This window comes from Collinsella sp. LCP21S3_D3 (assembly GCF_052118305.1).
In the GTDB taxonomy this organism is placed as follows: domain Bacteria; phylum Actinomycetota; class Coriobacteriia; order Coriobacteriales; family Coriobacteriaceae; genus Collinsella.
The window spans coordinates 34,142-46,252 of record NZ_JBQKHK010000007.1 but is presented as its reverse complement, the minus strand read 5'-3'; the positions used below and the strand labels follow the sequence as shown (position 1 = coordinate 46,252).

Sequence of the window (12,111 nt, the reverse complement as noted above, 5' to 3'; positions counted from 1 at the left end):
TGGTTAAACGGGCGTGAGCCCTCCCACATCGTATCGTGTGCCCTATTGCACACATTTAACGGGCGCCCCGGTCGGAGCACCCGTCGTTACCTAGAAAAACGCTACTCAGCGATGGTGACGCCCATGGAACGGGCGGTACCGGCGATGATCTTCTTGGCGGCGTCAATGTCGTTGGCATTGAGGTCCGGCATCTTGATCTCGGCGATCTTGGTGAGCTGCTCCTGAGAGAGCTGGCCAACCTTGTCGGCCTGGGGCTTAGCGGAACCAGACTTAAGGTTCAGCTCCTTCTTGATGAGGTGAGCCGCCGGCGGAGTCTTGGTGATGAAGGAGAAGGACTTATCCTCGTAGACAGAGATCTCAACGGGGATAATGTCGCCCTTCTTGTCCTGCGTCTCGGCGTTAAAGGCCTGGCAGAACTGCATGATGTTCACGCCAGCAGCGCCCAGGGCGGGGCCGACGGGAGGAGCGGGGTTAGCGGCACCAGCAGGAATCTGGAGCTTAATGACGTTGGCAACCTTCTTCTCAGCCATGGTCATTCCTTTCGAATCACGAGTGTGAAGTACTTGCTATATCGTAAGCACGCACGTGTTAGAAGCACTCCTGAGATGAGCAGTCACAGAAGAAGCACGCTCGCGCGAACGGACGAAAACTTAAGCGATGACAGCGACCTGGTTAAAGTCGAGCTCGACCGGCGTCTCGCGGCCAAAGATCATCAGCGTGACCTTGAGCTTGCCTGCCTCGGCGTTAACCTCGGAGACCTTGCCATCAAAGTCGGTAAGCGGGCCATCGGTGACGCGGACGGACGTACCAACCTCAATATCAACCGACGTACGCTTGGGCGAATCGCCCTTACCGGGACGACGAGTCATCTTATTGTACTCGTCGCGGGAAAGCGGAGCGGGCTTGCCGTTGCCGCCCAGGAAACCGGTGACGCCGGGCGTGTTGCGAACACACGTCCATGCATCGTCATCCATCTCCATGCGAACCAGGACATAACCCGGGAAGATCTTAGAATCCTTGGTCTCGCGCTTGCCACCCTCTTTGATCTCGGTGACGCGCTCCATAGGAATCTCAATATCAAAGATACGATCCTGCATGCCCATGGTCTCGATGCGATGCTCGAGATCGGACTTAACGCGGTTCTCGTATCCAGAGTAAGTGTGGACGACGTACCAACGCTTAGACATGGTTTAGCCCCTCAATCCAGAGAACAGAGCAAGAGCCTCGCCAAAGCCAGCATCGAGCAGAGCGATGACGACGCCGACGACGATCAGAGAAGCGCAAACGACGACCGAGTAGTTCACGAGCTCCTTCTTATCGGGCCACGTGACACGCTTCATCTCGGACTTCACCGAAGCAAAATACTTCTTGGTGCGGGCGAAGAAACCGGGCTTCTCGTTCTTCTTGGACTTCGCAGCCTTCTCGCTCTTCTTGGCAACGGCCTTCTTGGCCTCAACCTTGGAGTTGGCGGCAGCTTTGTTGGCAGGCGCCTGCTGCTGTGCCTTCTTCTTGTTCTTCTTGTTGGCCATTTGGGTTACCTCCGCGCAATGCGCTTATACATGAGTAAACCGTAAGCCCCCAAATGGGAGCTTACGGAATAATGACTGGCACGCCAGGAAGGACTCGAACCCTCAACACTCGGTTTTGGAGACCGATGCTCTACCAATTGAACTACTGGCGTATGTGACTAGAGACTAGCGAGTCTCTTTGTGCAGCGTGTGGTGACGGCACCAGGGGCAATACTTCTTGATCTCCATACGATCAGGCATGTTCGCCTTGTTCTTAGTGGTCGTATAGTTGCGGCGCTTGCACTCAGTGCACGCAAGAGTAACTAGAGTACGCATGTATCCTGAACCTTTCATATCCGCCCCGTACGGGCACGAGTTGGTACTTTATCAGCTCTACGTAAGTGCTGTCAACGAAAACCTCGCATCAATTGGTTCTCGGTAGATCCATTCATATTTGGAACACATCAATGAAGCCAACGAGATCTAATCGATTCCTCACACTCAACTTAAGAGCGAGCTAAGCGTAATCATCAGGCAAAAAGACCCACGTAGAAAAGAACCCGGCACCCATATAAGTGCCGGGTTCTCTAAGTCAGCTGTATCAGAGAGCTAATTTACTCAATGATCGTGGAGACGATGCCCGAACCGACGGTGTGGCCACCCTCGCGGATAGCGAAGCGCAGGCCCTCCTCCATAGCGATCGGGTGAATGAGGTCGCCCTCGATGGTGATGTGGTCACCAGGCATAGCCATCTCGGTGCCCTCGGGGAGCTTGACCGTACCGGTAACGTCGGTGGTACGGAAGTAGAACTGAGGACGATAACCATCGAAGAACGGGGTGTGACGGCCGCCCTCCTCCTTGGTCAGAACGTAGATCTCACCGGTGAACTTGGTGTGCGGGGTAACCGAACCGGGCTTGCAGAGAACCTGGCCGCGCTCGATGTCCTCGCGCTTGATGCCGCGGAGCAGCAGACCGACGTTGTCGCCAGCCTCGCAGAAGTCCATGGACTTACGGAACATCTCGATACCGGTAACGACGGTGTTCTGGGTATCCTTGATGCCGACGATCTCGACGGGCTCGTTGAGCTTGAGCTCACCGCGCTCGACACGGCCGGTAGCAACGGTACCACGGCCGGAGATGGTCATAACGTCCTCAACGGCCATCAGGAACGGGAGGTCGTTGTCACGAGCAGGCGTCGGGATGTACTCGTCGACGGCAGACATGAGCTCGCGAATGGCGTCCATCCACTTGGCGTCGCCCTCGAGAGCGCCCAGAGCGGAACCACGGATGACGGGGATGTCGTCGCCGGGGAATTCGTACTCGGAAAGGAGCTCACGGGTCTCCATCTCGACGAGGTCGATGAGCTCGTCATCGTCGACCATGTCGCACTTGTTCAGGAAGACGACGATGTAGGGAACGCCGACCTGACGGGCGAGCAGGATGTGCTCGCGGGTCTGAGCCATGGGGCCGTCGGTAGCAGCGATGACCAGGATAGCGCCGTCCATCTGAGCAGCACCGGAGATCATGTTCTTGACGTAGTCAGCGTGGCCCGGGCAGTCAACGTGAGCGTAGTGACGGGCAGCAGTCTCGTACTCGACGTGGGAGACGGAGATCGTAATGCCGCGCTCGCGCTCCTCGGGAGCCTTGTCGATGTTCTCGAACGCAGTGAAGTCAGCCTTGCAGCCCTCGGTCTCGGAGAGAACCTTGGTGATGGCAGCGGTCAGCGTGGTCTTGCCGTGGTCGACGTGACCGATGGTGCCGATGTTAACATGCGGCTTAGTGCGCTCAAACTTCTCTTTGGCCATAAAGCCCTCCTCTAAACAGGTCGTCCCCGGACGGGACTATGCCTTTATACCATAGTGGCCTCTCAACATACTATTGAGAAGCCACCGTGTTACCTATGGTAGCGGTGACTGGATTCGAACCAGTGACGCCACGGGTATGAACCGTGTGCTCTAACCAACTGAGCTACACCGCCGGATGGAGCCTGCAACCAGACTTGAACTGGTGACCTCTTCGTTACCAACGAAGTGCTCTACCGACTGAGCTATACAGGCACTTGACGGGTGGGAGCTATAGGATTCGAACCTATGTAGGCAGAGCCAACGGGTTTACAGCCCGTCCCCATTAACCACTCGGGCAAACTCCCAATCGTTCAAGTATCCGCAGGTTCTTTGGTCTTTTGGGCCTCCGCCCCCGCGAACGAAAAAGATAATACGATGCAACCTTGGGGGCTGTCAACGAAAACCTCTAAATACACGGTGCCGGGCGTATCTATATACCTTTGACCTGCGGTTTTGCTCAATTTAGATATGAAGGACGGCGGATTTGGCTGCGCTGGCGACATTTCCCGAGGGAACACTTTGGTATGGTGGAGTACCCTTGCGGTATCGACTTTCGATACCGATCCTCGTGCGTCCGAATATCCTCGCTCAACCAGGATGACTGGGACCGGTCCGGCCTTTGTCTCGATCTGTAACATTTAGAGAACATTTTCTCCCCTATCTGTTACAGATCGAGATGTTTCCCTGGCGGTCTCCCGTTTATCTAAATCTGTAACAGCAAGAACGGTTTTCCTTCCCTAGTTGTTACAGATCGAGATGTTTCGCAGAGACCCTAGCTTACGCCTCATTCTGTAACAGTTAGAACGGTTTTCCGCCCCTTCGTGTTACAGATCGAGACATTTATCTATTCTCGCCTTACATCCACGACATCTGCCCAATCGATAACGTCGTAGTCATCATCGCTTCGCCAGACAACACACTTGGGTCGTGAATCCGCTTGGGCCGCACCATCCCTCGCCGCTTGTGGACGACTCGCAAAGAAGCGGCCAAGCTCAGCTCGCGGCAAGATAATCCCTTGCACGCTCCCGCCACCCGCGAGACACACACGCGCCCAGCGACCAGCCTTTTCATATAAGAGCCAATTGGCAACCTGCGAAGATCTGCCCTCAGGCACTTTATCCCCTGGAATATCAGGAACAAACATGGGGTCGACCTCCTCCAGTTGAGCAAAGCCCATCCCCTCCAAACGCGAACCAAGTTTCTCCTTAGCGTAACCGCTCAGCTCGCGCTTGATCATGCCTGCAATACGCCGAGCCGTCCTACCATGAGGATCAAACCGGCTGCATCCGCGCTCATAGGCAGCCAGCGCATCCATAAGCACATAGACCTCGCTCAAATTGAGCGGCAGCGCCAGCGGGTGCACCGAGGACCTGAATTCGCCGCGATACCCAAACTCCTCGGCTACGCACATGCCGCCGATACGCACGCCATCGCGAATCCTGGCACGGCGCTCCCCCACCGCGTTCTTGCTACACAGCAAAACGTTATAGGCGATGTCTTCCTGCGAGCGCTCTTCGTGGGAAACGGTGAGCATAATCAGGTCTGCCTCTTCACCGCCAATAAAGGAATCCTTGAGCTCGTAGCCCTTCATGCCTTTGTTGGGCGGCTCGGCCGCAAGCAGCGCAAAAAGCTCGTGCACCTGATGGTAGAGAGCAAGGCGTCCCTCCAAATATGGACCATCGGGTCCATTTGCATATGCTTTGATGTGCATACGCAAGCTCCCCGTATCGACGGGCGCTACCGCCATCTGGCTAATAGCATAACCCTCGCCTGGACGGGAAATCATATCGTTGAGCTCGGCCGCATCTGGCATGTTTCTTTTTATGAACTGTCCAAGCAGCATTGGCGGCGCCCGCCTTTCTAATCTTTAACCTATCGATTTTTTCTCTTCGAGTCCACCTCAAGATAGCGCTGGATTTTGTCGAGCGACAGATTGGTCCGGCCCAGGGACTCTGCCGCCGTCAAAATCTTCTGTGCAAGATTTGATCCAAAGTAGTAAATCACATCCCCGTTGGCGATTCGCTCAACGTATTCGTCTCCAATTTTGTTAATGAGAGAGAAAAACTCGGGGCACAGCATGGGATAACGCTCGGCTATTTCCGTAATCCCCGCATGGCCAAAATCGGCAACATCCTCGCACTGGCGCTCAAGATCTTCGATACCGTGACCATTAAGACCACGCCCGCAGGAAAAAGCAAGACCGCGAGACAGGGCAGTTTTGACGCGTTGCTCCTGCTCGTCCGATAGCTTTCCACCCAATAGGGCTCGCATCATGATCTGGCAGCAAGCGTACGTAGGTCGATAGAGAAAATCGACACGTGCATCACTGGGCATATGGCAATAGCTGCTCAGAGGAAAACAACCGTCTTCTCGTTGAGACTCGAGAATGGCATCGAGGGACTCGCGCCAATCCGGATCGTTATCCAAGCCATAATCGCGAAAGTAGCGTAGTAGCTGCATCTGCATATCCATGACACAAGTACTGACGATCGGCTTATCTGTTTCCCTGTCCCTGCCGGCAATGTCGCAAAGAGGGTAAATCATGGTCTTTTTCCTTTCCGTAGACCTGATGCCAACGATTCCGTTTCGCTGACCTTGTTGATCCCATTCTCTTTTGTGGGGCCATATCAAACGACCAAGCAGTGCTTGGTTATTGTGGGCTGGAGGGTTAACTGGGCGGAATCACATACCGTTGCAGGTGCACCCATACGCAACGTCGCCGAGACGCCCCACCCTCTACCTCCGCATGTGCGACACTCCACAAGCAACTAATCATCGCCAGAATGTTTTACTGAGATAAGGTCGATCAGCTTGGGAGATTTCGCAAGAAGGCACGCTTGGTCACGTACTGCGCCCTTGCCATCGCCGTCGTATTTGCCCTCATTGCGGGCGGATTCCCCAATAGGCTCAGGAATCTCGTGGCTGTCGATAACGCCAGCGCTATTGTCAAGAGTTATCACGGCGAGCACTCGGTCATTCGACTGACGTTTTAGGCGATACAAACCAAAAGCGTGCCGGCGGCCACAGGTTGTTGCTCAACAAATACGCTGCTGGCTGTGGCATACTTTAATTTACTAATGTATCGAGAAAGAGAGTGTCATGGTCCCTTCGGGTAACGGCTGCAGCCAGATCATCATCATTGCTTTGGGCATTTGCCTTGGCCTGACTATGTTTGCGGTCTGTGGCTAAACGATTCAGATCTGCGCTTATTTCCAGCGCAAATCTTCTGCCGCTGCTTGCCGGCATCGTGTATCTCGTTAACAGATACATTGCGAGCTTCGACTTTTTCCTCCCCTACGACTTCGCCCATTATCAGCTCGGAGATCTGTGCGGAGGAATCATTTTTCCCGCCTACGTAAACGTCCTCTGCGAAACGGTGAGTGGAAAAACACCGATATGCAACCTTGCAAGCAGTCTGGCATTATCGGTGGGATGCTCAATCTGCTGGGAAGTACTTGCGCCCATGGTGCTCAAGTTTAGTACCCCAGACCCACTTGATGCCTGCATGTACGTTATCGGCGGCATCTTGTATCTCGTCGCTTTTAAGCTAACGGCGGGTAATCGAAAATAGCTGTGCACTGGAATCGAACCATACGCTTCAATTCATGTACGTGCGGTTCGATTCGGACTTCATAGCAACGCCCCAAACCGCAATGCAAGTCTCCCAATAATTGGAAGACGGGATTCACCAGCGACGCCATTTTGATTTGATCGGCAGCAGATCTTCAACGAACTTGCCGGTCCATTCATTTGGCTCCAACCCTCGAATCTCGAAAATGGCCTCGAAATCCTCCTTGCTGAGACGGTAACCGAAACGCGTATTTAGCCGCATCTCAGATTCTGCCTGCCAGATTTTTGCCCGGGCCGGAGTCATCGAGCGGATAATCTGAGAATACGTTTCATGCCACTCTCCATCGTCATCCTCGTATCGCCCTCTACCGAGAATACTTTCGACCTGAGGCTCGAGCATGCCGGAAAGGCTCGAAATGTCACGTCGCCCGCTCGGCCGCTTGACGGGAACAGGGATAACATCCTCGGCAAAAAGCTCATCAAGCGGAATATCAACCTTATCCCAACCGAGACCGATAAAGGGACGCTTCAAGATGTCATCCGGGTCAGAAAATCGAAAATGGAAGAGCTCGGTCTCGAGAACGTAATTGCCCACCAAGACAAGCTTCCCATAATGCGGCATCGGAGAATCCAGCCACGCCACCGCGTAACGTCGTTCCCCCATCGACGGAAATTGATCGATATCGATAACTGTCGGCATCTCAACGCCCCAATCGGAAGGCAACAGGAATCAGGGACTACTCCGTTCCCTGGATCACGGTCAGCAAATCCTCGTAGCTGTGCACCACGTCATAACGCACGTCCTCGTCCGAGAACTCATTGAAAAGCTTGCGCGCGCAGGCGATCTTGCCGCGCTCGATGTCGCGCAGCGTGAGACTGTCCATGCTACCCTTGGTCTCCGCGACGAAGAACACGTGGCGCACGCTCCCCTTCTCGAAGGCGATGGCCCAGTCAGGCGCATAGTTGCCCACCGGCGTCGGGATCTTAAAGGACCTCGGCAGCTTGGCGTAAACCGCAACCTTACCCTCAGCAGAATCGAGGTCTCGTGCGAAATCGCGCTCGCCCTCGGAATCCCAAAACACGTAGTCCTGGATGCAGCGGCTCGTCTCCAGCGCCCGGCCAACGTTCTCGGGCATGCGCTCGGCGAAGATGGTGGAATCGTATCGCTCGTCGAGTTTATGGTACGTGATGTGGTCCACCACCATCGTCGCCTTCTCGGCCAGGATGCAACGGGAGACCTTGGCGATAAACTCCTCAGGGTTATCGCGGAACATGCGGAACTTGACGGGGGCTATGCCCTTGAGGATCGCCGCCGCGCTCCTGCGCGTGATGCGTGCCGCGGTTGCGACTTCGCCCAGCAGGTCGTACGTAACGCCCGAGACATCCTCGCCCACCTCGTAGTCGCGCCTCGTGGCATCGCCGAACGACTCACCGCGTTCAAGGTTCTCCCGCGTCTGGGTCGAACGCTGCGCGGCGGTCGTCATGACGTAGGACGCCTTGGCCACAAACAGTTCGCGGTTAATGCGGTCGATTGCCTTAGCCCGCAGCTCATCGTCGTCAAAATCGACGGTGTAGGAGTGCTTGGAGTTGATCTTGTTCCAAAGTTCCTGGAACTCGGCGCGCGCGAAGTTGGCGTTGAGCGGATTTTCGCGAACCTTGGGCTCGTTGCCGTTACGGATGTAGTCGTCGAGCGCATGCTCGTCGTAGACGCTCTTCACCAGTGCCTCGATATCCTTGCGATAGGCATAGAGATGCTCGGGCAAGTCGTCGTCGGTAACGGACGTAAGGCCCGATTCCTTGAACTTCTGCGTAGGCACGCCCTCGCGATCGATGAGGCCGTACTGCACGAGCGCGAAATAGACATCGTGTGCATCTTCCTGCGTGAGCGCATAGGTCTTTTCCTCGTCCGCCTGAACGGCAAAGCCCTTGAGGAACTCCTCCGTGACCGCCTTGGGACGCTCGCGAAGTGCGCTCTTCGTGTCCTCCTGCAGCGCCTTCGTGAAATCGCTGTAGCTCTCGCTTGCGATGACGGTGAGCGTGTTGACGCGCTGCACCTCCTGCTCGCCCAGTGCCTCCAGGTCCTGGCGCTCGCCGTCCCGGTTCACGCACAGGCGCAGGCCGCGGCCCACCTCCTGGCGCTTGCCGGTCTCGGAATCGGAATGCTTGAGCGTGCAGATCTGGAACACGTTGGGGTTATCCCAGCCCTCGCGCAGGGCAGAGTGGCTAAAGATGAAGCGCGTGGGCTCGTCAAACGACAGCAGGCGCTCCTTGTCCTTGAGGATGAGGTCGTAGGCACTCTCGTCATCGGACTCATCGCTGCCGCGCTTGAGCTTGGAGTTAACCGAATGCCCCTTCTTGTCGATGGAGAAGTATCCCTTGTGCGTCGCATGGACGTCGATGCCGCGCAGCCATTCCAGGTAGCGGCGACGTACTTCACCAAGGCCCGCATCGAGCGAGGCATCGAGATTCTGCTGCCCACGGCCATACTCCTCGATGGCGCGCGCATATTCCTCCTCAAAGATACGGCCGTACTCCCCCAGGCCCTCCTCGCCGTCGTCATCATAGACGCGGTACTTGGCGACCTCATCGATAAAGAAGAGCGACAGGCACTTGATGCCGCGCGCAAACAGTGCCTCTTCCTTTTCCAGATGGCTCTTGATAGTCTCGCGGATCTGAACGCGGCGCATATCGCGATCGGAGGAGTCGCCGTAGACGTCGCCGCGGCAAAGCTCGATGCCGTTGAGGAACTTGACGTAGCCCAGCTGGGCATCGCTGTCCGGGACGATCTCGGACACGGTGAACCCGTCGCGGTACGCCTCGAGCTCGCCGGACGCGGGATAGATGTCGTCCTGCTCGTAGAAACCCTGTGCACGCTTGGAGATAGAGCCAGAGGCGTTGAGTCTCTTGAACTCGATAACGGCCTGAGGCGGCTTGTTCTTGGAGATCTTGATATCCTGAAGGTATAGGTAACCGTCGGTACCGCGCATGTTCTTGAGCTCGAAACCCTTGACCTCGATGCGCTTGACCAGGCGCTGGTTGAATGCGTCGAGTGCGTCCAGCACATAGACGGCGTCGTGGCGGTCGCGATGCGTCGCCGAATAGTTGAGGCACGCGATGGGGCGGAAGCGGGCGATGCCCGCCTGGGTGGCCCTGCCGCCCATCTTCTGCGGCTCGTCCAGGATGACGATGGGGTTGTTGGCGGCGATCACATCGATGGGGCGACGGCTCGCGAACTCGTCGCGCTCGGAGTACATGATGCGGGCCTCCTTGGAGCGTCCGCCCTCCTTCATGGACGTGTTGAACGCCTGCATGTTGATGACCATGACGTTGATATCGGAACTCGCCGAGAAGCGGTCGATATCGCCCAGACGGCTGCTGTTGTAGACAAAGTAGCGGATGGCCTTGCCGTACTGCTCAAAAAAGTGCTGCTCGGTATTCTTGAGCGATTTGTAGACGCCCTCGCGGATGGCGACGGACGGCACCACGATGATGAACTTGGTCCAGCCATAGAGACGGTTGAGCTCGAGCATGGTCTTGGTGTAAACGTAAGTCTTGCCCGTGCCCGTCTCCATCTCCACGTCAAGGTTTACCGGGGCGGGGCCAGCAGCAAGCGACGAAGACTCGACGATGCGATTGCGGCGCTGCACCTTGTGAATGTTCTCGAGCAGCGTAGCGGAGCCAAGGGCAATCGGGGCATTCGCGTAGCCCTCGGATGCCTGAACCTGTGTCTCAAGACCCGGCAGCACTTCAGTGCCGTCGCCGCCCACCGCGCGACCGAGATCACGCAGATAGAGCGAGGCGCCAGAATTGGGCTGGCCGGCAAAGACATCGGTCACCGCGCGCGCAGCCTCAGTCTGATACGGCTGAATTTTGAACTTGAACTGCATCTGAGCACTCCATTGCTGTTTCCATCAAAGTGACAATGATTATCGCTCGAATAGTTCCAGCGCAAAATACTTCATTACCTGGCATTTTAATCCGATTTTGGCCGTTATAAATTGACTGTGCAGCAAAAAGAGGCTTGACAGGTTAATATGGGCATAGCTACAGTTACCAGTAGATGGTAACTGTTACCATCTACTATGTGAGAGGAGCACGTATGGCATCTTTAGTTGGAAGGAGGCTGGGCGCACTTTTGGCAGAAAAGGGAATGAGCCAGAAGGAGCTTGCCGCGAAAACCGGACTTACCCCAGCAGCTATTAGCAGATACGTCAGCGGAGCACGAGAGCCGCGACCCATTACAATTGCCGCCATCGCAAGAGCACTCAATGTTGCACCCGAAGCAATCACAGGAAACAACAATCAAAAAGAGACCGATGATGCAATTCGTCTGATAGCGCGCAATGCGCACAGCCTCAGCGAGGAACAAAGGGCCGAATTAATCGCCGCCTTAGCCAAGCGTTAATAGGAGGAATTCATTGCTCGAACGCCAGCACCAGAAAGAAATCGAACGAGCCGTTATCGAGATGCTGCAAGATTACGATCTTGCGAAATACCCGATAAGCGTAGGAGCAGCTGCGGAAGCGCTAGGGGTTAAGATCGTTCCCTACTCTTCCCTCGACCCTCATATGCGAAATGCGGCATTTGCCGTATCGAGCGATGCCTTCACCATTGCCGACGCCGAATATAATTCGGCCACTCTTGCTGTCAACGATGTAAGTGGCTCAACCTACAACAGGTCACGCTTTTCGGGCGCCCACGAGCTGGCTCATATTTTTTTAGGGCACAGCGAAGAAAACCCCTTTAAGGAAGCAGAGGCGGACTATTTTGCTGGATACCTACTGGCCCCACACCCATTAATACTAACGTTGCCAAAAGGCGCTGCCGTTACAGAACGTTTTGGCGTCAGCGGCAAATGCGCCAGTTTTGCCATAGACCAAGCAAATAACCGTCGCAAGGAAAATTCATTCTGGGAACCCCATGAGCAGTGGCTTGTTAGTAACGCCGTATGGAGAGGAGGCGGTCTTATTGGGCGTGCTTAGATAAAACGGCTGCTCCTGCGCCAACAGAAGCAGCCGATCTGGAGTCGACAAGGACTCGCGTTGCTGCGTTTAGTATAGGCTTCATTGTTTCCGTTATGCCTATATTCCTGTCGAATTCAGCGCAAGCCTAAAAAAACAAGTTGAATATCGATAGAAATGAGGTTGCCATGGGCAGCTTAAGTAACTATGACACTTTTCATACCAGAT

The 12,111-nt window shown here is 55.4% G+C and carries 12 protein-coding genes and 4 tRNA genes; 3 read left to right on the top strand and 13 right to left on the bottom strand.

Annotated features, from left to right (window positions below):
* Window positions 1–101: 101 nt before the first annotated feature.
* The 11 genes from rplK to ACTQ1S_RS04705 all read right to left on the bottom strand — a co-directional run bounded on the left by rplK (window position 102) and on the right by ACTQ1S_RS04705 (window position 5,896).
* Window positions 102–530 (bottom strand): 50S ribosomal protein L11, encoded by a 429-nt coding sequence (rplK, locus tag ACTQ1S_RS04755; RefSeq protein ID WP_022093893.1) that lies wholly within the window; start codon window positions 528–530, stop codon window positions 102–104.
* A 120-nt stretch (window positions 531–650) separates the two neighbouring features.
* Window positions 651–1,187, bottom strand: a complete 537-nt coding sequence (gene nusG, locus ACTQ1S_RS04750) for a transcription termination/antitermination protein NusG (RefSeq protein ID WP_427718370.1) — start codon at window positions 1,185–1,187, stop codon at window positions 651–653.
* A 3-nt stretch (window positions 1,188–1,190) separates the two neighbouring features.
* A complete protein-coding gene (gene secE / locus ACTQ1S_RS04745) occupies window positions 1,191–1,529 on the bottom strand; it encodes a preprotein translocase subunit SecE (protein ID WP_154514754.1) in 339 nt (112 codons plus the stop codon).
* A gap of 76 nt (window positions 1,530–1,605) precedes the next feature.
* Window positions 1,606–1,681: transfer RNA gene (locus ACTQ1S_RS04740), tRNA-Trp, on the bottom strand.
* 13 nt (window positions 1,682–1,694) lie between these two features.
* Complete coding sequence (rpmG, locus tag ACTQ1S_RS04735) at window positions 1,695–1,844, bottom strand: 50S ribosomal protein L33 (protein ID WP_102372646.1); 150 nt, start codon at window positions 1,842–1,844, stop codon at window positions 1,695–1,697.
* A 278-nt stretch (window positions 1,845–2,122) separates the two neighbouring features.
* On the bottom strand, window positions 2,123–3,313 hold the full coding sequence (gene tuf, locus ACTQ1S_RS04730; RefSeq protein WP_154514756.1) for an elongation factor Tu: 1,191 nt from the start codon (window positions 3,311–3,313) through the stop codon (window positions 2,123–2,125).
* Between the two features lie 96 nt (window positions 3,314–3,409).
* Window positions 3,410–3,486: transfer RNA gene (locus tag ACTQ1S_RS04725), tRNA-Met, on the bottom strand.
* Window positions 3,487–3,489: 3 nt separating this feature from the next.
* Window positions 3,490–3,565, bottom strand: a tRNA-Thr gene (locus tag ACTQ1S_RS04720).
* A gap of 10 nt (window positions 3,566–3,575) precedes the next feature.
* A tRNA-Tyr gene (locus ACTQ1S_RS04715) sits at window positions 3,576–3,657 on the bottom strand.
* Between the two features lie 539 nt (window positions 3,658–4,196).
* Window positions 4,197–5,063 (bottom strand): hypothetical protein, encoded by an 867-nt coding sequence (locus ACTQ1S_RS04710; RefSeq protein WP_441547186.1) that lies wholly within the window; start codon window positions 5,061–5,063, stop codon window positions 4,197–4,199.
* A gap of 161 nt (window positions 5,064–5,224) precedes the next feature.
* Window positions 5,225–5,896, bottom strand: a complete 672-nt coding sequence (locus ACTQ1S_RS04705; protein WP_441547185.1) for a hypothetical protein — start codon at window positions 5,894–5,896, stop codon at window positions 5,225–5,227.
* Between the two features lie 293 nt (window positions 5,897–6,189).
* Between ACTQ1S_RS04705 and ACTQ1S_RS04700 the strand changes: the two genes are divergently transcribed.
* Entirely contained in the window at window positions 6,190–6,345 is a 156-nt protein-coding gene (locus tag ACTQ1S_RS04700) for a hypothetical protein (RefSeq protein ID WP_441547184.1), read from the top strand.
* Between the two features lie 692 nt (window positions 6,346–7,037).
* Here the strand turns inward: ACTQ1S_RS04700 and ACTQ1S_RS04695 are convergent.
* On the bottom strand, window positions 7,038–7,622 hold the full coding sequence (locus ACTQ1S_RS04695) for a hypothetical protein (RefSeq protein ID WP_441038929.1): 585 nt from the start codon (window positions 7,620–7,622) through the stop codon (window positions 7,038–7,040).
* A 37-nt stretch (window positions 7,623–7,659) separates the two neighbouring features.
* Window positions 7,660–10,809 carry a type III restriction-modification system endonuclease gene (locus tag ACTQ1S_RS04690; RefSeq protein WP_441547183.1) on the bottom strand — a complete coding sequence of 1,050 codons (3,150 nt, stop codon included), beginning with the start codon at window positions 10,807–10,809 and terminating at the stop codon, window positions 7,660–7,662.
* A gap of 212 nt (window positions 10,810–11,021) precedes the next feature.
* Here ACTQ1S_RS04690 and ACTQ1S_RS04685 point away from each other — a divergent pair, with 212 nt between their 5' ends.
* Together ACTQ1S_RS04685 and ACTQ1S_RS04680 are read left to right on the top strand one after the other, a co-directional pair.
* Entirely contained in the window at window positions 11,022–11,327 is a 306-nt protein-coding gene (locus ACTQ1S_RS04685) for a helix-turn-helix domain-containing protein (RefSeq protein ID WP_441032137.1), read from the top strand.
* Between the two features lie 13 nt (window positions 11,328–11,340).
* Entirely contained in the window at window positions 11,341–11,904 is a 564-nt protein-coding gene (locus tag ACTQ1S_RS04680) for an ImmA/IrrE family metallo-endopeptidase (RefSeq protein ID WP_441545459.1), read from the top strand.
* The last annotated feature ends 207 nt before the right edge of the window (window positions 11,905–12,111 follow it).